Source organism: Arthrobacter sp. 10N44_2 (genome assembly GCF_056394385.1).
In genome coordinates this window covers 342730-363519 of record NZ_JBFTHT010000001.1, presented here as the reverse complement: position 1 = coordinate 363519, position 20790 = coordinate 342730, and the positions used below count along the sequence as shown (strand labels likewise).

Genomic DNA, 20790 nt, shown 5'->3' with positions numbered 1-20790 from the left:
AGGCCTCGCCGCGGCAGCTAAGAAGGAGCAGTTCTGCGCGCACCTTTTCACAGTAACACGGGTGCGTAAGATGAAGGAGCCAGACCACCGTAACGTCCACCATGCAGACCGCGCGCCGGCAAACGCTCCGGGCCGGACTGCCTCTCAAAGGAGCATCCGTGCCACTTTCGGGGATCGATCTGTCCACCATCGACGCCAGCGTCCGCCCGCAGGATGACCTGTACCAGCATGTGAATGGCGGCTGGCTCAACACTACGGTCATCCCGGACGACCGACCGCTGGAGGGCACCTTCACCGCCTTGCGCGACGCGTCGGAGCTCGCGGTGAAGGAGATCATCGAGCAGGCCGCCGCACGCGGTGCGGAGGCGACCGGCATCGAGCGCAAGATCGGGGACCTGTACAAAAGCTTCATGGACGAAGCGGCGGTCGAGGCCAAGGGCCTGGACCCGCTCCGGGCGCGGCTGGCGCAGGTGTTCGCGACGACGTCGGTGCCCGAACTCGTGGCGCTGGCCGGACGGCTGTTCCGCGCCGATGTGTCCGGGCTCTTTTATATTTACCCCGCCCCGGATGCCGGAAACCCGGACCGGGTCCTGCTCTACACGGGCCAGGGCGGCCTCGGCCTGCCGGATGAGTCTTATTACCGGGAAGCGAAGTTCGCCCCAATGGTCCAGGCCTACCGTGCACACGTGGGGGCCATGCTGGGCCTCGCGGAGGTTGCCGACCCTGAGGGGGCTGCCGGACGCGTGGTGGCTCTGGAAACTGCGCTGGCTTCGCACCACTGGGACAACGTGACATTGCGGAATCCGCAAAAGACGTACAACTTGAAGTCCGCCGCAGAAGCCGCGGAGCTGTTCCCCCTGCTGGCGGACTGGTTCGACGCGGCCGGCATCGAGCCGGAGAAGCGCGCCGAGCTGGTGGTGAGCACCCCCGACTTCTTCTCCGGCGCGGCCTCGCTGCTGGATTCCGAACCGCTGGCGATCTGGCAGGAATGGCTCGCCATGCGCGTGGTCAGCGCGGCCGCCCCGTACCTGTCTTCCGGGTTCGTGGACGCGAACTTCGCGTTCTATGGCACCACCCTGAGCGGTACGCCGCGGATCAAGGACCGCTGGAAGCGCGGCGTCGCGGTGGTCGAGGCGGCCCTGGGTGAGGCGGTCGGGCAGATCTACGTGGCCGGACACTTCCCGGAGGGGCACAAGGCGCGCATGCAGACCCTCGTGGCCAACTTGATCGAGGCGTACCGCGAGTCCATCACCGGGCTGACCTGGATGGGCGAGGCAACCAAGCTCGAGGCCCTGAAGAAGCTGGACTCCTTCCGCGCCAAGATCGGCTTCCCGGACAAGTGGATCGACTACTCCGCGGTGGAGATCGACCCCGCCGATCTGCTGGGGAATGTGGAGCGCGCGCACAGCGCCGACGTCGACTGCCACCTCGACGAGGTCGGCAAGCCCGTGGACCGCGAGAAGTGGCTGATGACGCCCCAGACGGTCAACGCCTACTACCATCCGCTCCTGAACGAGATCGTGTTCCCTGCGGCCATGCTGCAGCCCCCGTTCTTCACTGCCGACGCCGATGACGCCGTCAACTACGGCGGCATCGGTGCCGTGATCGGCCATGAAATCGGCCACGGCTTCGATGACCAGGGCTCGCAGTACGACGGCAGCGGCCTGCTGCGCAACTGGTGGACGGAGGATGACCGCACCGCGTTCGAGGCGCTGGCCGCCCGGCTCGTGGCGCAGTTCGATGCCCTTTCCCCCACGGCAGCCCCCGGCCACACGGTCAACGGCAAGCTGACCTTGGGCGAGAACATCGGCGACCTGGGCGGGCTCACCATCGGCTACAAGGCCTACCTGATCAGCCTCGACGGGCAGGAACCGCCGGTGCTCGATGGCCTGACCGGGGTGCAGCGTTTCTTCGCGTCCTGGGCCGCGGGGTGGCGGCAGGTCATCCGGACCGAAGAGGCCATCCGCCGGCTGGCGACGGATCCGCACTCCCCAAATGAGTTCCGCACGAACGCCATCGCCAAGAACCTCGACGCCTTCCATGCGGCATTCGGCGTCACGGACCAGGACGGCATGTGGATGGCACCGCAGGAGCGCGTCAGCATCTGGTGACCCGGGGGCCCGGTCACTGGCACCGACCCAGCCGGGAGGGCTTTGCTTACACGCTTGCGTGAATACATCGACAGCTGTACTTTCGGTTGATGGAGACTCTTACGCATGCCCCGGTGCTGGCACGGTTCGGTTATGCCGTGTCAGACCCGACACGGGCAGAAATCCTGCTTGCCCTCACGGCTGCGCCGTCCTATCCCTCGGAGCTGGCGGATTCCCTCGGGGTATCCCGGCAGAGCATGTCGAACCACCTGACGTGCCTGCGGGGATGCGGGCTGGTCGTTGCCGTTCCGGAGGGGCGAAGGACCCGCTATGAGCTCGCCGATCAGCGCCTCGGCCATGCCCTGAAAGATCTTCTGGGCGTCGTGCTGGCGGTGGACCCGGCCTGCTGCGCACCCGACGGGACGTGCACGCTGTGATGGCTTCCCTCCAACTGTCGCCGGGCCCGGCCCGCCGCGCCGTCCTCAGCCGCCGGATCCGCTTGTTCGCGGCGGCCACCATCAGCTATAACCTCATCGAGGCCGTTGTGGCTTTGTGGGCCGGGGGTACGGCGGACTCGTCGGCGCTCCTCGGCTTTGGCCTGGATTCCATCATTGAGGTCGCGTCGGCGCTGGCGCTGTCGTGGCAGTTTTCCACCAAGGACCCTGAACGGCGTGAACACCTCACCTTGCGGATTATCGCTGTCTCATTCTTCGCGCTGGCGGCCTTTGTCTCCGCCGAGGCAATCAGGTCACTTCTCGGCGCCGGCGAGGCACAGCACTCGACCCCGGGCATCGTGATTGCCGCACTGAGCCTGGTGATCATGCCGGTCCTGTCCTGGCTCCAGCGCCGGGCCGGCCGGGAGCTCGGATCACGCACGGCGGTGGCTGACTCCAAGCAGACCCTGCTCTGCACGTATTTGTCGGCAGTCCTGCTCGCGGGTTTGGTGCTGAACAGCACCCTTGGCTGGTGGTGGGCCGACGCCGGCGCTGCGCTGGTCATCGCCGCGATCGCCCTCCGGGAGGGCATCAACGCCTGGCGCGGCGACATCTGCTGCACGGTCCCCCACACGGCGGCAGACACCCTTCCGACGGCCACGGAGCCGGCCTGCTGTGACGGATGCGGTGCCGATTCAGCACCTCCAAAGGCGCTCTTCCTACCTGAGGTGGGGGTGGGACAGTCCGCCGCCGATGAGCAGCATGCGTAGTCGGTAGTGCTTCCGGTTGCGGAAGCCGCGGTGTCAGCAGCACTCATCTGGCACAGCGGTTCAAGGAGCTCGTCGCCGCTGCCGGCCGCTTGATTTCTTACTGGAGCGACAGCTCGCGGCACGCTAATGTGGGGGCACCCCAAAGCAGAGGAGTGCCCCGTGGGCAAGGTGGTCATGTACAGCTCGGTGTCGGTGGACGGCTTCATCGCGGACGAGAATGACCAGCCCGGACCGCTGTTCGACTGGTTGTCCAACGGTGACGTCCCGTTGGACGAGAGCGGCGAGGTGAAGGTGTCCCAGGCCTCCTACGACTACACCCGGCCGTACTGGGACCAGATCGGGGCGACCCTCGTCGGCCGCCACGTCTTCGACCTGACGGACGGCTGGGACGGGAAACCCCCGAGCGGGATCGATCACGTGGTCGTCGTGACGCACCGGCCGCAGCCCGAGGGCTGGGACCCCGAGGCGCCGTTTCACTTCGTCGACGGCGTCGAGGCAGCCATGGCCAAGGCGCAAGAGCTTGCGGGTGACCGCATCGTCGAGGTCGCCGCTGGTGATGTCGGTGGCCAGATGCTTGCCGCGGGCCTGGTCGACGAGGTGCGCATGGACGTCGTACCCGTCGTGTTCGGGTCCGGCAAGCGCTACTTCGGGTCGGTCCACGCACAGCACCTGTTGGAGGATCCCGACGTGGTGATTCAGGGCAACCGGGTGCTTCACCTGCGCTATCGAGTGCGCCGTTGAGGTCCACGCCGTGTGCCACGACCCAGCAGGACGTGGAAGAGCCTCCAAAGGCCGCCGTCCAGCATCCATGACAAAAAGAAGGCCCCCGTTCAGGAAAATCCGAACGGGGGCCTTCCTGGCTGCCGGGTCAGCGGGTGATCAGTGCCGGGTTGGCCTGCTGGCAAACGGTGTCGCCGGCTGTCTGGTTGACGATGTCCTTGGGCAGCTGCGGGGCAGCGGCGGCGGCGGTCGGCGTCCCGTTCGCGAAGTCGCTGCCCAGGTAGACCTGGACACCGGCAACTCCGGCGGCCGGGAGCACCCGGTCCGGCGCCACACCGAGCAGGGCCGCGACGTCCCCGGCCACGTCAGCGTAGTCCGCACCGTAGTAGACCGCCGTCGCGGCGACGGGCGGAGCAGTCAACTGGCCCACCTGGGTGAAGCCGGCGCCCTTGATGGCCTGCATGATCTCCTGGGTCCGGGCCGGAACACCCGAGCCGTTGGCCACAGTGACGGGCTGCAGGGTCTTGTCATAGGCCGGGGCAGTGGGGCTGGGCGTCGGCGTGGCGCTGGCGCTCGGGGAAGCGCTCGGCTTCGCGGTCGGATCCGTCAGGTCCACGTCGTTGCGCATGGCGGCGAACAGCTGGGATGCCGCGGGCTCGGCCAGCTGCAGCCGGTTGATATCCGTTTCGGCCGGGACTGTCGGCGTGGCCACGAAGGCTACCTTGCCGACGTCGATGTTCTTGAGCCGGTTGCCCACGGTCAGCAGCGTCGGCACCGAGGCCAGGCCGTCGTCGATGGTCAGGTTCTTGGTGATCGCGTCCGCGATGCCGAGCATCCGGGCCGGGTTGGTGAGGGTGCCGTCGTCCTTGATTTTCCGGGTCAGCGCGGACAGGAAGCCCTGCTGGGCCTTGATCCGGCCGAGGTCGCCGCCGTCGCCGAAGGCGTGCCGGGTGCGCACGAACGACAATGCCTGCTCGCCCTGGACGGTGGAGGTGCCCTTGGGCAGGCGCAACTTCGAGTCGGGGTCATACACGGCGTCGCTGACACACACTGACACGCCGCCCACGGCGTTGGAGAGTTCCTTGACGGCGTTGAAGTCGGCCATCATGAAGTGGTCGATCTCCAGGCCAGTCAGCTTGTTGACGGTGTCCACGGCGCAGCCGATGCCGGCCTCGGACATCGCCGAGTTAATCATGACGCCGGTCTGGGCCGGGTACTCCTTGTTGGTTTTCGGATCCTTGCACTTGGGGATGTCGACCAGCAGGTCGCGGGGGAAGCTGACGACGTTGACCCGCTTGTTGTCCGCGGAAATGTCCATCAGCATCATCACGTCCGAGTGCCCATATCCGGTCGCGTCATCGCTGGTGCCGTACTGCGAGTTCTTCCCGTCGCGCGTGTCCGAGCCGAGGATCAGGATCTGCATCCGGTCCGTCGAATCGTTCACGGCACCCTCGGTCTTGATGCTGCCGGCGCTCAGTGGGGCCTTGGTGAGGTTGCCCTGGAGCCGGATGGTCCAGTAGGCGCCAAAAGCGATCACACCGACCAAGAGCACGGCCACCACGCCCGTGAAGACTTTCAGCCAGGTGGGGGTCCGGCGGGCGGAGCCGAGGTGGCGGGCCGGACCAACGGCGGGATCGGCCGTGTGCCGGGCAGCGGCTGTTGACCGGGCCGGCGGGGCGGATCCGTCGGCACGGTTGTCACGGGGTCGAACCACTTGTTGAGCCTTCCTAAACGAACGGGGAGTCAGCCCATTTTAGAGTCCGAATCTGAGAAAACGCCGATGGCTCTCTCTTGGGAGCGGCGGGAAGGGCCAACGGTCAAAATAGCGGCCCAAGAACAGCGCGTCTCAGAAGCCCAGTTTGACGAGCTGCTTCGGGTCGCGCTGCCAGTCCTTGGCGACCTTGACGTGCAGGTCAAGGTAGATCCGGGCACCGAGCAGCGCCTCGATCGCCTTGCGCGCGTTGGTGCCGACCTCGCGGAGCCGGGCGCCGCCCTTGCCGATGATGATGGCCTTCTGGGAGGGCCGCTCGACGTACAGGTTGACGCGGACGTCCAGGAACGGGCGGTCCTCGGGCCGGCCTTCCCGCGGAACGATTTCATCGACGACGACGGCCAGGGAGTGCGGCAATTCGTCGCGGACGCCTTCGAGGGCTGCTTCCCGGATGAGTTCGGCGATCATCACCGCTTCCGGCTCGTCCGTCAGGTGACCGTCCGGATACAGCGGCGGCGACGCCGGCATGTGACCGATCAGGACGTCGGCAAGGGTGTCGACCTGGAAACCGTCCGTGGCGGAGACCGGGACGATGTCCTTCCAGCCGTCCTCGCCAAGGACCTCGCGGCCCAGGGCGGCAACGGCGAGCAACTGCTCGGTGAGGGCCTGCCGGTCGACGGTGTCGGCCTTGGTCACGATCGCGATGATGGGCTTGTTGGGGATGGCGGCGAGCTGGGCGGCAATGAACTTGTCCCCCGGGCCGATTTTTTCGTTGGCCGGCAGGCAGAAGCCGATCGCGTCGACCTCGGCGAGGGTATCGGCGACCAGTTCGTTCAGCCGCTTCCCCAGCAGCGTGCGCGGGCGGTGCAGGCCCGGGGTGTCAACGAGGATCAACTGGGCGTCGTCCCGGTGCACGATGCCACGGATTGTGTGGCGCGTGGTCTGGGGCTTGGCCGAGGTGATCGCGACTTTTTGGCCGACCAGGGCGTTGGTGAGGGTGGACTTGCCCGCATTGGGCCGTCCGACCAGCACCGAGAAACCGGCGCGGTAGCCGCCGTAGGCTGCGTCGCCGTCGGACTTATTCTGCTTGCTCACGTGAGACTCCCTGTTGGATTGGTGCGGCCTCGTCGAGAAGGTCTTCAAGGTCAGTTTGTTCTTTTGCTACGGCGGCCGCAATGATGTGGCTGACGCGGTTCCGCCGGCCCTCCAGCCTGTCGGCGCGGAGGGACAGTCCGTGGACCTGGACGGTGCTGCCGACAATCGGCACCCGCCCGAGGGCCTTGGCGAGCAGGCCGCCCACGGTGTCTACTTCGTCGTCGTCGAGCTCGAGGTCGAAGAGTTCGCCGAGGTCATCGATGCTCATGCGGGCGCTGACCCGGTAGCTTCCGTCCCCCAGTGCCACGGCCTCGGCGCTTTCGGTGTCGTATTCGTCCACGATTTCGCCGACGATCTCCTCGATGAGGTCCTCGAGCGTGACCAGCCCCGCCGTTCCGCCGTATTCGTCGATGACGATCGCAACGTGCGTGGATTCCTTCTGGAGTTCGCGGAGCAGGTCGCTGACGAGCTTCGAGTCCGGCACGTAGCGGACCTCGCGGGCCACCTCGTCCACCACCGGCGGTTCCTCGTGCGGGCCGAGGTTGTGGAGCGAGGCGGCAACGTCCTTCAGGTACACAATGCCCAGGATCTGGTCCGTGTTTTCGCCGATGACCGGAATCCGCGAGTACCCGGAGCGCAGGAACAGCGACATCGCCCGGTGCAGGCTGGATCCGGAGTCGATCGTGAGGATGTCGGTCCTGGGCACCATAACGGAGCGGACCAGGGTGTCCCCGAAGTCGAAGACCGACTGGATCAGCTCGGCCTCGTTGTCCTCGATCACGTCGGACTCGGTGGCCCGGTCCACGAGTTCGCGGAATTCTTCCTCGCTGAAGAACGCCTCGCTGTCGGCCGGCGCGCCGGGCGCTACGACGCTGCCGAGCCGCACCAGCCAGCCCGGAATCGGGCCGAGCACGGCGTAGAGGGACCGGACGAGCGGGGCGCTGAACCGGACCAGGGCGGCGGAGTGGACCCGGCCGAGCTGCCGCGGGGACACCCCCACGATCACGAAGCCGAGCAGCGCCATGATGCCGGTGGCCGCCAGCCCGGCCAGCCAGACGTTGTCCAGCATGCTGTAAAGGAGCACGGTCACGGCGACGGCGGCGGCCATCTCGAACCAGACCCGCCAGAACCGCAGGGCGCGCATGTGCCCCACGGGCTGGGCCAGGATGCGTTTGAGTGAGGTGCCTCTGCTGTTCAGGACCGCCTGCTCGGCGTCGTGCCGGGGCAGGAAGTTGAACGCGGACTCGGCAGCGGTCAGCACTGCGGCAAAGCTAAGGAACACCAGCGCCATGCCGGCAAGGATCAGTGGGGTCACTGAACCGTCTCGGACGGGGCCGCTTTGCCGGTGAACGCGGTCAGGAGTTCGCGCTGCAGCCCGAACATCTCTTCCTTCTCTTCCGGCTCGGCGTGGTCATAACCCAGCAGGTGCAGGATGCCGTGCGTGGTCAGCAGCAGCATCTCGTCCTGGGTGGAGTGGCCGGCGTTGCGGGCCTGGACCTCGGCCACCTGGGGGCAGATGGCGATGTCGCCGAGCATGCCCTGCGGCGTCGGCTTGTCCGGCGTGCCCGGGGTCAGCTCGTCCATGGGGACGGAGAGGACGTCGGTGGAGCCTGGCTCGTCCATCAGTTCGAGGTGCAGCTTTTCCATGGCCGGTTCGTCCACGAGCAGGATGGACAGCTCCGCCTGCGGGTGGATGTAAAGGCTTTCGAAGATGAAACGCGACAGCGCCACGAGCCCGGCCTCGTCCACGACGACGCCGGATTCGTTGTTGACCTCAATGCTCATGCGTGTTCTCCCCGCGTTTCCCGGGCAACGGAGTGCTTGACCCGGTTCCTTTGGACTTCGTCCCAGATGCTGTAGGCGTTGACGATATCCCCCACCAGGCGGTGCCGGACGACGTCGGAGGCATCCAGGATCGAGAAGTTGACGTCCTCGATCCCCTGCAGGATCTCCTCGACAATCCTGAGCCCCGAGCGGGTGCCGAAGGGCAGGTCCACCTGGGTGATGTCACCGGTGACCACCATCTTGGAGCCGAAGCCCAGACGGGTCAGGAACATCTTCATCTGTTCGGGCGTGGTGTTCTGCGCCTCATCGAGGATGATGAAGGCATCGTTAAGCGTGCGGCCCCGCATGTAGGCCAGCGGGGCGACCTCGATGGTGCCGGCGGCCATGAGGCGGGGAATGGATTCGGGGTCCATCATGTCGTGCAGGGCGTCGTACAGGGGCCGCAGATAGGGGTCGATCTTGTCGCTCAGGGTGCCCGGCAGGAAGCCGAGCCGCTCCCCCGCCTCGACGGCGGGACGGGTCAGGATGATGCGGCTGACTTCCTTCTGCTGCAGGGCCTGGACGGCCTTGGCCATTGCCAGGTAGGTCTTGCCGGTACCGGCGGGACCGATCCCGAAGATCACGGTGTTGGCGTCGATCGCGTCCACATAGTTCTTCTGGTTCAGCGTCTTGGGCCGGATGGTCTTCCCGCGGGTGGAGAGGATGTTGGTGGTCAGCACTTCCACGGGGTTCTGCAGCGACTGGCTGCGCAGCAGGGAGACGAGCTGCTGCAGCACGGCCGGGGTGATGACGGTGCCTCGGGCCACCAGCCCGCGCACCTCGTTGAGCAGCCGCATGATCCGCGGCACGTCGGCGGCAGGACCGCTGATCGCGAGCTCGTTGCCCCGGACGTGGAAATCGACGGCGGGGAACTGGTTTTCGATGAACCTTAAGGCTTCGTCATGGCTGCCCAGCGACTGGACCATCTGCTCTGAGTCGTCGAACAAGACCACCTCCGTCCGCAGCCCTGGTAGGGAGTGGGGAAATTCCCCTGCGGTGCGTTCTCGGGCGCTGAACCGGGCCTTGCCGTTCGCTGCTTCAGTCATGGTGTTGGCCCGCGGGCCTCTGGTCCCCTCCAGTATGAATATGGTCTGTCCCCGTGATCCGTGCCGACGGCGGTTCGCACCGCCCGCGGCCAGGGTCTACGGGTGCTTCCATCTTACGCCAGCGCGGCGCGGCCGACGCCGGAGGGGATCCGGCGCCGGCTGTTACGGGTAGGCGTTTCCGAAGACGACCCACCCCTCCAGCCAGTGGGCGCCTGTTGCCGGGCACGGCTGTTCCGCGTTGCCGGGTTCCCGCTCCGGCTTCGGCTCCCGCTCCGGCTTCGGTTCCGCCTTCGGTTCCGACACGGTCAGGCCGCGCTCTCCAGCGCGCCGGCGCGGGACCCGACGCCGGCGTAGCGTCCCTTGTAGAAGAGCAGGGGCTCAGCGTCGGGGCGGGCGCCCAGGGCGCGGACGGCGCCGAGGACGATCGTGTGGTCGCCGCCGTCGTACTCCTGGTGGAGTTCGCAATCAACCCAGGCCAGGGCGTTATCCAGGACGGGGTTGCCCAGCGGCGAGGGCGAATGGCCGACGCCGGCGAACTTGTCCGTCCCCGAGCGCGCGAACTGCCCCGCCAGAAGCTGGTGCTCTGCGGCCAGGATGTTCACGGTAAACCGTCCCGCCGCACGCAACTGCGGCCAGGTGCTCGATGTCCGTGCGGGGCTGAATGTGACCAGGGCCGGCTCCAGGGACAGGGAGGCGAAGGACTGGCATGTGAAACCGGCCGGCCCGTGCTGGGTTGCTGCAGTGATCACCGTCAGGCCGGTGGCGAAGTGTCCGAGAATGTGGCGGAGTTCCTTCGGGCTGGGGTCAGAATGTTCCGTCATGGCGGGTCCTTTCGAGCGCTGGTAGCCCCAATCAACCACCGCGGACGCGGGTTCCCAAGCCCGGCTGCAACGCACAGTCGCGCAACGACACAACGCGTCACGGACCCGTTGCATGACGTAAGAATTCGGCACCAGGCGTTCGCCGGCCATGGCCGTTAGGCTCGGTTGATGGCAACCCAGGAAAATTTGATGGACGTCAGATCCGCGTACGACACAGTGGCCGAGACCTATTCAGCGGTGATCCCGGATACCAGTTTCGAGGCCCCGCTGGATATGGCCATGATGGACCATTTCATCGCCCACATGCGCGGCACGGCGGACCGGACGGTGATCGACGTCGGATGCGGTGCCGGACGAATGAGCAGTTATCTCGGCCAGGCGGGGCTGAACGTCAGCGGAGTCGACCTGTCGCCCGAAATGGTCCGGATCGCGCAACAACTGCATCCCGGGCTGTTGTTCGAGCTGGGAGAGCTGACGGACCTGCCCCAAGCGGACGCAGCTGCGGACGGCGTCCTCGCCTGGTATTCGATCATCCACTCTCCCCCGACGGCGCTGCCGGCGATCGCGCGCGAGTTCTGGAGGGCGCTCCGCCCTGGCGGTTCGGCGCTCGTCGCCTTCCACGCCGGCAGCGGCCACCGCACGATTGACCGTGCCTACGGACACGACGTCCAGCTCCGGGCGGAACTGCACGCACCCGAAGAGGTGGCGCTCCGGTTCACCGAACAAGGCTTTGTGATGCGCGCCCAGTTGGTGCGTTCACCGAGGGCCAAGGAAAAACATCCACAGGCCGCCATCCTCGTCGACAAACCCTTCGTGTCTTCAACACTTAGTCCCTCATAGCGGACGTTGGCGTGTTCGCAGGGTCGAACCAGCGGTGAACTGCTCTTCACGGGAGTAGTCGAGATAGTGCTTGAGGGACGGATCGCCGGTTCCCGGCATGGCTCCGGCCGCTGCCGCCTTCACCAGCCAGTCCACCTGATGCGGGATGGTCTGAGCGTATGTCCCAACAGGTTCATAGGCGAGGTTAAGGGAGGCCTTGGTGCTCAGTACCAGCGGAGGCCGGAAATCCCACGGATGGTCACCGAGGCCCGTGGGTGCGCTGTCATCCAGAAGCACCTCTTCCCAGTGGTGGCCCAGGTAGCGGGCAATTGCTGCGGCGATCTGCCGGGCATTCGGCGCATCTGGATCGGCGCTGTTGAGGATTCGTGCCGCGGGCACGGCGGCAACCCGTTCCACGAGGGCCGCCGTGTTCACCGCTGCCGTCGTGTGGTCCGCGCCCTGCCCAGCATGGGCCAGGAACACGGCCCGGCGCCGGTCGAGCACCCGTTTGACGAACATCCATTCCCGGGGCAGGGCCGCGCCCTCACCATGTACCTTGGACGCCCGGATCACCGTCACGGGATGGCCGCTGCCCAGGAGGGTGTTCTCTGCAGCCACTTTGTTGGCGCCATAGCCTTCCCGGGATTGGTAGTCCCCGGTTCCCGGCCGCATGGTCGGATTGTTCTCGAGGATCGGCGCATCAAAGCGGGGCGCTACCTCGGAATTGACGTGATTGCCGGCGGCGTCAACGTACACAGCCTTGCTCGAGAGCATGACGGCAGAGGTCACCGCGGCCAGGTGCGGCAGGAGTTGCCGGGCGTCGGCCTCGGTGTAGCACACCGCGTCCACGAGGAGATCGGCACCACCGGCCATCACCCCGGCCAGTGCGGCGTCGTCACGACGTTCGGCGGCGATAAATCGGGCACCGGCGGCAGCCAGGTCAGCCGGCATCTTGGTCCGGTCCCGGCCCGTCACGTCCACGGCCCAGCCGGCACGGATCAGCCGCCACGCAATCGCGCGGCCGAGAACGCCAGTGCCTCCAAGGATCACAGCCCGTTTCATTTGTCCGACTCTAACGGACGGGTGCGTCAGGCGAAGGCGATGCCGGGACCAAGAAGCCTCGGGTATTTCCACTCCTTGGAGAGCGCGGGAACCGCGGCGGCCGTGCGGGGAAGCCGGACGACGAGCCGGTCACCGAGCGTGAGCATGACGTTGTCCGTCCCGCTGGATGACACCGGCTTCAGACGGAGCCCGGCCCACCCCGGAAACTGATCCGCGATCATGAGGCCGACCTGGTTTGTGTCGATGTCAGGCTCAGCGTCGTGCCGCTTCTTCGAGGTCGCCCTGCGGACCTTCAGTGGGAGGCGGGCGCCCCGCCAAAGTAGGGTACTTCCATGTTCATCATTCGCGAAGGGCGCCCAGACGATGTGCCCAGCCTTGCGACGCTAAGGGCCACGTGGGCGGCGGAACAGGACCCCGCGCCCATGGACGATCCCACCTTCGACGCCGTCTTCATGGAGTGGATGAATGCCAGTCCCCGAAAGTTCTTTGTGGCCGACTACGGCGGCGAACTCGTCGGGATGCTCAACCTGATGATTTTCGAGCGGATGCCCAAACCCGGAACGGAATCGTCCCGGTGGGTCTATCTGGGCAACGCCTACGTGCTCCCGGAGTTTCGGAACGCCGGAATCGGAGGCCGGCTCGTGGAGGCATCGATCCAGTTCGCGCAAGGCATCAAGGCCGTACGGATGATGCTTTCCCCCTCCGATGCATCACGCGGCTTTTATGCACGGCTTGGTTTCGAACCGGCCGCGGAATTGAACATTCTCAGGTTTTGACCCACGGCCCGCCAGGCCGCTGCGCCGGCTCCGGCATGATGGACACATGGAATTGCAGACTGATCGTCTCCTGCTGCGCGAGTACACCCTGGATGATTTCGCTGCGGTACATTCATTCGCTTCCGACTTGAGGATCGCCGAATACGTGGACTGGGGACCGAATACAACCGGCGAAACGCTGGAATTCCTTAAAATGTGCTCGGCGGCGCAACGCGGTTCGAACCGGACAAACTTCACTCTTGCTGTCACTTTTCCCAGGGGCGAACCCTTTGGTTCTGTCGGACTCGGCATTGATCGTGGCCGGGGCGAGCTGGGGTACGTGATTGATGCTGACCACTGAGGGCGCGGATATGCCACTGAGGCCGCAGCCGCCCTCCTCAGGTTCGGCCAAGGAACTCTCAAACTGCAGGACATTACCGCAACCTGCAGACCTGAAAACACCGCTTCTGCGAGGGTGCTGGAAAAGATCGGATTGGTCCCGGTAGGAGTGCGGAGGGCGGACAAACTCATTCGTGGACAGTGGCAGGATTCGCTCGTCTTTTCGTCGGTCAGCACCACCTGATAACGCACGAAACGAAGGGTGACCTCAGCCGACGTTTAGCGTGGCCCCTGCCCGGCTAAATGTCGGAGCGGACCATCCGTATTTCAGGTAGTTCCTCCCACTCGGGTGAAAGCAACTTACGCGTCCCATCGGGCTGAAAACCGTTCTTGACGTAAAAGGCCTGAGCGCGCACGTTGGCCTCAAGGACCCACAGGTAGGCGGGTAAATCGCCGAGGGCGGCTTTCAACAGGGCGACCCCGAGCCCAGTGCCATGGGTGCGCCTCAGAGTGTAAATGGAGTAAAGCTCAAGTTCGCCGGGCAGGTCATCGTCACGCCCCGTGCCTGCGTCGGCAAATCCAACTATTTCATTGCTCTCGTCCATGGCGATGATTCGCGGCTGGGCGCTGTCCAGATACGGCCGGCGTTTTTCCACGCGCAGCGGCATGCTGGCACGGCGGGCATCGAAGAACGCCGGGGACAATAGGTGCCCGTAGCATTCCTCATGGGCCAGGGTGTGCATCCTAACCACGGCATCAGCGTCCTCGACCGCGGCCTGGCGGATCTGATATTCCATCGTCCCAGCCTAACTTTGACTTGAGGGCTTCCCAGGGTCATTTTGCGGGCGGCCGGCGGAACGCCGCACCGGGGAGGAAGCGACGCCGTCACCAGCCGCCGCGTGTCGGCGTATGTCCCTTTCGGGCATCGTCGGGCATTGCCATTTCGGCCCGCAGGCCCAGGAGCCGGATCGGACGGTCTGCTTCGATTCCGGCTGCGAGGTCCAACGCCTGCGCGAGGATTTCGTTCCGGTCGAATGTCTCGGGAAGCTTCCTCGCGTGGGTCTTGGTGACGAACGGCGCGTACCGGACCTTGAGGGTCAGCCCAACCACGGGCCGACCTTCGGCCACAACATCCTCCAGGACGCGCGCTGTCAGCTCCCTCACGGCGTCGTCGACCTGGGCGGGTTCAGTCAGGTCGCGCTGGAAGGTGGTCTCCCGGCTATGCCCGCGGGCAACCCACGGGGTGTCGTCCACAACGCTGGCGCCGTCCCCGCGTCCGAGCTCCGCGTACCAAGGTCCCATCCTGGGGCCGAACTCCGGGACCAGGTCCCGGGGGTCGGACGCGGCTAGCTCGGCCACTGTGTTGATGCCGAGTTTGGCCAGCCTGCCCGACACCTTGGTTCCGACGCCCCAGAGCTCCTTGGTGGGCCGACTGCCCATGACGTCGAGCCAGTTCGCGGCAGTGAGACGGAAGACGCCGGCCGGTTTGCCGAAACCGGTGGCGACCTTGGCTCGTACCAGGGTGTCGCCGATGCCCACGCTGCAGTGCAGCTGCGTTCGCTCCAGGACAGCGGCCTGCACCTGCCGGGCGTAGGCTTCCGGATTCTCTGTCTCGGTGCCTACAAAAGCTTCATCCCACCCCAGCACCTGCACGGTGGCGCCGGGCTGCGCGCGCAGGGTAGCCATGACCGTTTCGGACGCCGCAAGGTAAGCCTCCTGATCGACGGGCAGGATCACAGCATCGGGCACTTTCCGGGCCGCAATGCGTAGGGGCATTCCGGAACCCACGCCGAACGCCCTCGCTTCGTAGGATGCCGTCGACACCACGGCGCGTTCCGTGGGGTCGCCCCGACCGCCGACAATGATCGGCTTGCCAGCAAGCTCCGGCCGCCGGAGCACTTCGACCGCCGCGATGAACTGGTCGAGATCGACGTGCAGCACCCATGGGATTCCGCTCACGCCACCAGTGTGCCCTAAACATCCCTTGCAAGCATCGGCTCTCCACCAAGCCTGGCCGGACTCGCCGTCGTCGACGTGCCCTCCCGTGACGAAGCATTGGAGCGGGCCGCCAAGATCGCCGCCGCTTGCCGCTGTGCGCGGGAGGTCCGCGGGTTCGTGCCTGACCCCACGGGATAATTTGTGTGCTGGATGCCCCCGTGATCGACTGATGCGATGACCCACCGCATTGCCGTCGGCGTACTCTTCGGGCCACGAGGCGTTCTGATGTGCCGCCGGGTCCCGACATCGAAATGGTACCCGGGTATGTGGGACTTCCCGGGCGGCCACATCGAGGACGGCGAATCAGCCGGCGAGGCGCTGGCCAGGGAGCTCCTCGAAGAAATCGCAGTCAACGTCGTCCCGCCTACGAACGCTCCCACGTTTAGGGTCCAGGACAACGAGGGCTCACCTGAGGGGTTGGCGCTCTCGGGGTGGGTCCTGGAAATGTGGACCGGCGATCCTGCCAACTTGGCCAGGGATGAGCACTCCGAAATACGCTGGTTCAGCCCTAACGATGCCCTCGGACTGGACCTCGCGCACGCCCATTACACCGAAGTACTTCAACACCTTTGAAGTTTAAGAAATGGCGGCGCCTGAAGAGGACAGACTTACACGCATTCTGATAAAGGCCGGCCCGCGGATGGGTTCTGATAGGTGTCGGCCTTCGGAGCACCTTGGCATATGGAACCAGACCGTCCGGCTCGAGGAAACGCGTGCCGGGTGCGCATCGGGGGTATAGTCGGCGCATGCAACTTTCGCGTCGATTTATATTCCCCCGGCCGGTCCCCGGCCGCGAGGGCTCTGAGGCGCGCGCCTAGGTCCTGGCGCCGGGTTTGAGTCGGGGGAAGTCAACCCACCACTCGAAATCCGAAAACAAGGACCTGCAATGCCCTCATATCTCAGTCCCTCCGAGCTCCACGACGCTTTGACCATCCGCGATCTTTCAGATCCGGACGGCGGGCCCCATGCAATGCAGCCGCTGTTGCAGGGCATCCTCGACGCGCTCAGCCGCGAATGGAGAGTGCCACAACGAATCGTCCGCCACAGCCCGCTGGTGAGCGTGGCCGACAATTACGACCGCTTGGGGTTCAAGGAATCAGATGTGACGCGGGATCAAAGGTATTCCCGCTATCTCAGCCCGACGGTCATGCTCCGAAGCCACACGTCGGCTTCCATCCCGCAGCTGCTGCGTGCACTGCACGCGGACCAATCCATGGACGAGCTCTGGGCGGTCCCAGGTCTGGTCTACCGGCGCGATTGCATCGACCGCACCCATGTGGGAACTCCCCACCAGGTCGACCTATGGCGCGTCAGCTCACGGGGGCAACTCGACGCCGGCAACCTGCAGGAAATGGTCGGATCGCTGGTGCAGGCGGTGCTTCCAGGAGCACCCTGGCGCGCAGTTCCGGCAGATCACCCCTACACCGAAGAAGGCTTGCAGGTCGATGTCCTCGCGGACGGGGAATGGCTCGAACTCGCCGAGTGCGGGCTCATCGCGCCGCATCTGTTCTCCGGGGCCGGCCTGGATCCCACCAAGTGGTCGGGACTGGCTCTGGGCATGGGATTGGACCGCGCCCTCATGCTCCGCAAGGGCATCCCCGACATCAGGCTGCTTCGGTCCACAGACCAGAAGATCGACCGGCAGATGCTGGACCTGTCCCGGTGGAATCCAGTTTCCCAGATGCCCTCCATCCGCCGGGACATCTCCATCGTCATTCCCGCTGACCTGGATACCGAAGTGCTTGGAGACCGGGTGCGAACAGCGTTGGGCGCAAAGGCCGACGATCTGGAAAGTGTCGAACTCCTGGCCCTGACGCCCTGCGCTGACCTCCCCGCAGCGGCGAGGAAACGACTCCGCCTCAGCGATGGGCAGGCCAATGCACTGATACGCCTGGTGCTGCGTCCCCTCGCCCGGACCATGACAGACCCGGAGGCGAATCGGATCCGGGACGACGTCTACCTGGCCCTGCACGAGGGGCCCGTCAAGGAACTCATCGCAGGATAGTGCCTGCCGTGCCAGTTCACCGTCGGGCTCCTGGCACGGCAGGCATGGAGACGCGGCCGGACCATGTCAGTGCCAGGAACCACAAGCGGACGCCATTAGGTATCAACTTTGTATCGGCCTCATATCGTTCCCGTTGCAGTTCCGGCGCCCGGGCCCAAACCCGGCTGCCGCGCCGCGCCCGTGTGCCATGCTGGAATCCGGCTGTCCCGGGATCGCCGGGCCGGTCTCCGGCCGGTGAGGGATGGGGCGGCCGTCGACGGCCGACGACGGCTACAAACGGATCATCACCGCGGAACGCGGGGCGTACGACGAAGGGACAGCGGCATCAGGAAGCGTGGAGTTCAGCAGCCATCGGCGGGGCGCGTCCGCCGCGTCGCGTTGGCGTTGGCGCTGCCTGCCGTGCTCGTCCTGTCCGGCTGCGTGGCGACGCCGCAGAGCGGCATCACAAATTCCAGCAGCCCATCAGAGCTCATTCCCGCCCCGGCGTCGGGCGCCCCCACCACGAGCGCACCGCTGGAGACTGCCCAGACGTCGAACAAGGCTCCGGTGTATTGGATCGGCCGTGGCAATGACAACGCGTTTCTCTACCGCGAGTTCCGCGACGTTCCGGATCAGGACAATCCCGTCACCCGCGCCCTGCGGGTCATGATGTCGCAGAAGCCATTGGACCCGGATTTTTTCACGCCCTGGCAAAATCCGAAGAAGCTGGCGACCTCGATTTCCGGCAAGAACGTCATCACGGTGGATGTCTCCGCTGATGCCTTCAACAGCAACGTGGATGCGGCCATGGCCGAGCGCGCCATCCAGCAGCTCGTCTACACGGCGACAGCTGCCGCGGCCAGCGCCGGCCTCATCGATGCCGGACAGCAGGTCCAGGTGGTTGTGCTGGTGGACGGTCACACCGACTACGTCGCCTTCAACCATGTCCGCCTGGGCGAGCCGACCTCCCGCAGCGCCGGGATGGTGGCACCAGTGTGGATCATTGATCCGCAGGAGGGCACGTCCGTGGCCGACGGTTCGGTCAAGATCAGCGGCCGCAGCACCGTCCAGGGCGGGAAGCTCCGCTGGGCGATCCTCAAGGTCGACGGCGACGGCGACAACGCCAAGACCGCGTATCTCAACGGCAGCGCCACCGCCTCCGCCGATGCAGCCCGGCCCGGGCTGTTCACCTTGTCCGTGAACCTCGGCCCGGGCAATTACGAGGTCCGGGTGTCCCAGGTGGACGCATCCGACAGCGCCAAGGAAGTATTCCAGGACACCCGCGGGTTCACGGTCAAGTAGCCGTCACCTCAACAAGGCATCACGTCACCTGCGGCGGCGGCTGCCGCAGGTCACCAGCGGCCGAGGATGTCGCTGGCCAGCACAGTGGCGGCGGGCCCGGCCGTGGACGAACGCAGCACATGGTGCCCCAAAAGGGCCGTAACTGCACCGGCGTCGCAAAGCCGGGTCACCTCCCGCGGGCTGATGCCGCCTTCCGGACCCACGATCAGCAGGACCTCACGGGATCCGGCATCATATGCCACAACATCGCCGGGCCCAACACTTTCCAGCCAGGCCTCGAGTACCTGCCGCAGCGGGCGCACGGCGTCTTCGTGCAGGATGACGGCGAGGTCTGCCGCCGTTACGGCCGCCTGCAGCCCGGCGCCGTCGACGGCGGCCCGGACCTCGGGAATCCATGCCCGGCGCGCCTGTTTGGCGGCTGCCGTCACCACCGACTGCCACTTGGCATGCGCCTTCGCGGCCCGCTCAGCCTTCCACCGCACAATGGACCGCTCGGCCTGCCAGGGAATGACTGCGTCGATGCCCAACTCGGTCGCGGTCTCGGCCGCCAGTTCATCGCGGTCGCCCTTCGCCAGGGCCTGGACCAGGACCAGCCGTGTTCCTGGCCGTGGTTCCTCAGCCAGGTCCACGCATTCGACGCTCAGCTCCCCGGGAGCGACGGCTGTCACGGTGCCGGTCAGGCGCTTGCCTGCGCCGTCCGCGATGTCGACCGCTTCGCCGACGCCGATCCGTTTGACGGTGACGGCGTGTCGGGCCTCGGTTCCCTCGAGGACGAAGGCCGAGCCGGGGACCTGCTGGTCCAGGGTGCCTGGGGCGGTGAAGAAGACCGGGTTACTCACCGCTACAGGTTACCGAGCCGGTCCCGCAGTTTGGCGAAGACGCCGCCGCTGGCCGCAAGCTTTCCTTCCGTGAGGTGCTCGCCACGGTGCTTGGCCAGCTGGCGGAGAAGTTCCTCCTGGACGTGATCGAGCTTGACCGGTGTTTCCACCTGCAGGTGCACCTTCAGATCGCCGCGGCCGTGGCCGCGCAGGTGCGTGACGCCAAGACCGCGAAGGGTGATGATCTCGCCGGACTGGGTGCCGGCCTTGACGTCGATCTCCTGCTGTCCGTCGAAGGTGTCGAGGGATATTTCGGTGCCGAGGGCGGCCGCCGTCATGGGAATGTTGAGGCTCGCGTGCAGGTCATCGCCCTCGCGCACGTAAGTGGCGTCGTTGTTGACCCTGATCTCCACGTACAGGTCCCCGGCGGGGCCGCCGGCAGGGCCGGCCTCGCCCTGGCCGGACAGCTGGATGCGGGTGCCGGTGGCCACGCCGGCCGGGACCTTGACAGTCAGCGAGCGGCGGCTGCGGATCCGGCCCTGGCCGCTGCATTCGTTGCACGGGTCCTTGATGACGGTGCCGAAGCCCTCGCAAGACCCGCAGGGGGCGGACGTCATGACCTGGCCCAGGATGGACCGCACGGCGCGCTGGACCTGACCGCTGCCGCCACAGATGTCGCAGCGGACCGGGTGGGTGCCCTCCCGGCAGCAGGATCCCTCGCAGGTGGGGCAGATGACGGCCGTGTCGACCTCGAGCTTTTTGTTCACGCCGAACACCGCATCGCGGAGGTCGATCCGGACGCTGATCAGCGCGTCCTGGCCGCGGCGGACCCGGGACGCCGGGCCGCCCTGGCCGCCACCGGCGCCGAAGAAGGTCTCGAAGATGTCCTGGAAGGCGAAGCCCTGGCCCGAGTAGCTGCCGCCGCCGAACCCGTTGTCGGTGCCGTTCTCGTTGCCGGTGGTGTCATAGACCCGGCGCTTCTGCGGATCGGAGAGGACCTCGTAGGCGTGCGTGACGGCCTTGAACCTGTCCGAGGCGTCCTCCCCGGGGTTCACGTCCGGGTGCAGGGTCCGGGCCAGTTTCCGGTAGGCCTTCTTGATCTCCTCCCCCGATGCGTCGCGGGAGACTCCAAGAACGTCGTAGTGGCTGCTCAAAGTGTGTATCTCTTCCTTGTTGTACTGCCTGTGGGGTACTGCCTGTGG

At 66.1% G+C, this 20790-nt stretch carries 21 protein-coding genes and 1 pseudogene; 10 read left to right on the top strand and 12 right to left on the bottom strand.

The features are described 5' to 3' along the window. The first annotated feature begins 158 nt into the window (after positions 1-158). The 4 genes from AC1DBX_RS01695 to AC1DBX_RS01680 all read left to right on the top strand — a co-directional run bounded on the left by AC1DBX_RS01695 (position 159) and on the right by AC1DBX_RS01680 (position 4035). Positions 159-2111 (top strand): M13 family metallopeptidase, encoded by a 1953-nt coding sequence (locus AC1DBX_RS01695; protein WP_476930928.1) that lies wholly within the window; start codon positions 159-161, stop codon positions 2109-2111. An 89-nt stretch (positions 2112-2200) separates the two neighbouring features. Next, a complete protein-coding gene (locus AC1DBX_RS01690; protein ID WP_028276714.1) occupies positions 2201-2527 on the top strand; it encodes an ArsR/SmtB family transcription factor in 327 nt (108 codons plus the stop codon). Continuing rightward, complete coding sequence (locus AC1DBX_RS01685) at positions 2527-3294, top strand: cation diffusion facilitator family transporter (RefSeq protein ID WP_230008759.1); 768 nt, start codon at positions 2527-2529, stop codon at positions 3292-3294. Before AC1DBX_RS01690 ends, AC1DBX_RS01685 begins: the two co-directional genes overlap by 1 nt. 159 nt (positions 3295-3453) lie before the next feature. After that, positions 3454-4035 carry a dihydrofolate reductase family protein gene (locus tag AC1DBX_RS01680; protein WP_476849341.1) on the top strand — a complete coding sequence of 194 codons (582 nt, stop codon included), beginning with the start codon at positions 3454-3456 and terminating at the stop codon, positions 4033-4035. Positions 4036-4162: 127 nt separating this feature from the next. Here AC1DBX_RS01680 and AC1DBX_RS01675 read toward each other — a convergent pair whose 3' ends face one another. The 6 genes from AC1DBX_RS01675 to AC1DBX_RS01650 all read right to left on the bottom strand — a co-directional run bounded on the left by AC1DBX_RS01675 (position 4163) and on the right by AC1DBX_RS01650 (position 10511). Further along, entirely contained in the window at positions 4163-5728 is a 1566-nt protein-coding gene (locus tag AC1DBX_RS01675; RefSeq protein WP_476930927.1) for an LCP family protein, read from the bottom strand. Between the two features lie 132 nt (positions 5729-5860). Continuing rightward, complete coding sequence (era, locus tag AC1DBX_RS01670; RefSeq protein ID WP_028276711.1) at positions 5861-6820, bottom strand: GTPase Era; 960 nt, start codon at positions 6818-6820, stop codon at positions 5861-5863. Further along, complete coding sequence (locus AC1DBX_RS01665) at positions 6804-8135, bottom strand: hemolysin family protein (RefSeq protein WP_223917363.1); 1332 nt, start codon at positions 8133-8135, stop codon at positions 6804-6806. Before AC1DBX_RS01665 ends, era begins: the two co-directional genes overlap by 17 nt. Continuing rightward, the gene (gene ybeY, locus AC1DBX_RS01660; protein WP_028276709.1) at positions 8132-8605 is read right to left on the bottom strand and encodes an rRNA maturation RNase YbeY; all 474 of its coding nucleotides are present in this window, start codon (positions 8603-8605) and stop codon (positions 8132-8134) included. Before ybeY ends, AC1DBX_RS01665 begins: the two co-directional genes overlap by 4 nt. Next, positions 8602-9690 carry a PhoH family protein gene (locus tag AC1DBX_RS01655; RefSeq protein WP_028276708.1) on the bottom strand — a complete coding sequence of 363 codons (1089 nt, stop codon included), beginning with the start codon at positions 9688-9690 and terminating at the stop codon, positions 8602-8604. The genes ybeY and AC1DBX_RS01655 overlap by 4 nt, the downstream gene beginning before the upstream one ends. Before the next feature lie 305 nt (positions 9691-9995). Continuing rightward, a complete protein-coding gene (locus tag AC1DBX_RS01650) occupies positions 9996-10511 on the bottom strand; it encodes a flavin reductase family protein (RefSeq protein ID WP_476870889.1) in 516 nt (171 codons plus the stop codon). A 168-nt stretch (positions 10512-10679) separates the two neighbouring features. On the opposite strand from AC1DBX_RS01650, the gene AC1DBX_RS01645 reads away from it, so the two are divergent. Continuing rightward, the gene (locus AC1DBX_RS01645) at positions 10680-11351 is read left to right on the top strand and encodes a class I SAM-dependent DNA methyltransferase (protein ID WP_476870890.1); all 672 of its coding nucleotides are present in this window, start codon (positions 10680-10682) and stop codon (positions 11349-11351) included. Here AC1DBX_RS01645 and AC1DBX_RS01640 read toward each other — a convergent pair. Together AC1DBX_RS01640 and AC1DBX_RS01635 are read right to left on the bottom strand one after the other, a co-directional pair. Further along, positions 11346-12392 (bottom strand): NAD-dependent epimerase/dehydratase family protein, encoded by a 1047-nt coding sequence (locus tag AC1DBX_RS01640; protein ID WP_476870891.1) that lies wholly within the window; start codon positions 12390-12392, stop codon positions 11346-11348. The genes AC1DBX_RS01645 and AC1DBX_RS01640 overlap by 6 nt on opposite strands. A 26-nt stretch (positions 12393-12418) precedes the next feature. Beyond that, on the bottom strand, positions 12419-12613 hold the full coding sequence (locus AC1DBX_RS01635) for a hypothetical protein (RefSeq protein WP_476849267.1): 195 nt from the start codon (positions 12611-12613) through the stop codon (positions 12419-12421). A gap of 111 nt (positions 12614-12724) precedes the next feature. Between AC1DBX_RS01635 and AC1DBX_RS01630 the strand changes: the two genes are divergently transcribed. Both AC1DBX_RS01630 and AC1DBX_RS01625 read left to right on the top strand, forming a co-directional pair. Next, positions 12725-13168 carry a GNAT family N-acetyltransferase gene (locus AC1DBX_RS01630; RefSeq protein WP_476930926.1) on the top strand — a complete coding sequence of 148 codons (444 nt, stop codon included), beginning with the start codon at positions 12725-12727 and terminating at the stop codon, positions 13166-13168. 46 nt (positions 13169-13214) lie between these two features. After that, a pseudogene (locus AC1DBX_RS01625) lies at positions 13215-13730 on the top strand (GNAT family N-acetyltransferase). A 55-nt stretch (positions 13731-13785) separates the two neighbouring features. On the opposite strand, the gene AC1DBX_RS01620 reads toward AC1DBX_RS01625, so the two are convergent. Both AC1DBX_RS01620 and AC1DBX_RS01615 read right to left on the bottom strand, forming a co-directional pair. Beyond that, positions 13786-14283 (bottom strand): GNAT family N-acetyltransferase, encoded by a 498-nt coding sequence (locus tag AC1DBX_RS01620; RefSeq protein ID WP_230009229.1) that lies wholly within the window; start codon positions 14281-14283, stop codon positions 13786-13788. An 88-nt stretch (positions 14284-14371) separates the two neighbouring features. Continuing rightward, positions 14372-15445 carry a DNA polymerase IV gene (locus tag AC1DBX_RS01615; RefSeq protein ID WP_476870894.1) on the bottom strand — a complete coding sequence of 358 codons (1074 nt, stop codon included), beginning with the start codon at positions 15443-15445 and terminating at the stop codon, positions 14372-14374. 213 nt (positions 15446-15658) lie between these two features. Here AC1DBX_RS01615 and AC1DBX_RS01610 point away from each other — a divergent pair, with 213 nt between their 5' ends. From AC1DBX_RS01610 to AC1DBX_RS01600, 3 genes are all read left to right on the top strand, one after another. Next, positions 15659-16057: an NUDIX domain-containing protein gene (locus AC1DBX_RS01610; protein WP_476870895.1), complete on the top strand. Its 399-nt coding sequence runs from the start codon at positions 15659-15661 to the stop codon at positions 16055-16057. Positions 16058-16370: 313 nt separating this feature from the next. Continuing rightward, positions 16371-17489 carry a PheS-related mystery ligase SrmL gene (gene srmL, locus AC1DBX_RS01605; protein WP_476930925.1) on the top strand — a complete coding sequence of 373 codons (1119 nt, stop codon included), beginning with the start codon at positions 16371-16373 and terminating at the stop codon, positions 17487-17489. Positions 17490-17888: 399 nt separating this feature from the next. Then, positions 17889-18770: a GerMN domain-containing protein gene (locus tag AC1DBX_RS01600; RefSeq protein WP_253906772.1), complete on the top strand. Its 882-nt coding sequence runs from the start codon at positions 17889-17891 to the stop codon at positions 18768-18770. Positions 18771-18820: 50 nt separating this feature from the next. Here the strand turns inward: AC1DBX_RS01600 and AC1DBX_RS01595 are convergent, their stop codons facing one another. Together AC1DBX_RS01595 and dnaJ are read right to left on the bottom strand one after the other, a co-directional pair. After that, complete coding sequence (locus AC1DBX_RS01595) at positions 18821-19609, bottom strand: 16S rRNA (uracil(1498)-N(3))-methyltransferase (RefSeq protein WP_476930924.1); 789 nt, start codon at positions 19607-19609, stop codon at positions 18821-18823. 2 nt (positions 19610-19611) lie between these two features. Further along, complete coding sequence (gene dnaJ / locus AC1DBX_RS01590; RefSeq protein WP_028276700.1) at positions 19612-20742, bottom strand: molecular chaperone DnaJ; 1131 nt, start codon at positions 20740-20742, stop codon at positions 19612-19614. Positions 20743-20790 lie beyond the last annotated feature (48 nt).

What these genes read in the sequence shown, in the direction of transcription:
- AC1DBX_RS01690 (WP_028276714.1), top strand. Translation starts at nt 2,201, where the DNA reads ATGGAGACTCTTACGCATGCCCCGGTGCTGGCACGGTTCGGTTATGCC.
- AC1DBX_RS01685 (WP_230008759.1), top strand. Translation starts at nt 2,527, where the DNA reads ATGGCTTCCCTCCAACTGTCGCCGGGCCCGGCCCGCCGCGCCGTCCTC.
- ybeY (WP_028276709.1), bottom strand. Translation starts at nt 8,605, where the DNA reads ATGAGCATTGAGGTCAACAACGAATCCGGCGTCGTCGTGGACGAGGCC.
- AC1DBX_RS01655 (WP_028276708.1), bottom strand. Translation starts at nt 9,690, where the DNA reads ATGACTGAAGCAGCGAACGGCAAGGCCCGGTTCAGCGCCCGAGAACGC.
- AC1DBX_RS01650 (WP_476870889.1), bottom strand. Translation starts at nt 10,511, where the DNA reads ATGACGGAACATTCTGACCCCAGCCCGAAGGAACTCCGCCACATTCTC.
- AC1DBX_RS01645 (WP_476870890.1), top strand. Translation starts at nt 10,680, where the DNA reads ATGGCAACCCAGGAAAATTTGATGGACGTCAGATCCGCGTACGACACA.
- AC1DBX_RS01640 (WP_476870891.1), bottom strand. Translation starts at nt 12,392, where the DNA reads ATGAAACGGGCTGTGATCCTTGGAGGCACTGGCGTTCTCGGCCGCGCG.
- AC1DBX_RS01635 (WP_476849267.1), bottom strand. Translation starts at nt 12,613, where the DNA reads ATGATCGCGGATCAGTTTCCGGGGTGGGCCGGGCTCCGTCTGAAGCCG.
- AC1DBX_RS01630 (WP_476930926.1), top strand. Translation starts at nt 12,725, where the DNA reads ATGTTCATCATTCGCGAAGGGCGCCCAGACGATGTGCCCAGCCTTGCG.
- AC1DBX_RS01620 (WP_230009229.1), bottom strand. Translation starts at nt 14,283, where the DNA reads ATGGAATATCAGATCCGCCAGGCCGCGGTCGAGGACGCTGATGCCGTG.
- AC1DBX_RS01610 (WP_476870895.1), top strand. Translation starts at nt 15,659, where the DNA reads ATGACCCACCGCATTGCCGTCGGCGTACTCTTCGGGCCACGAGGCGTT.
- srmL (WP_476930925.1), top strand. Translation starts at nt 16,371, where the DNA reads ATGCCCTCATATCTCAGTCCCTCCGAGCTCCACGACGCTTTGACCATC.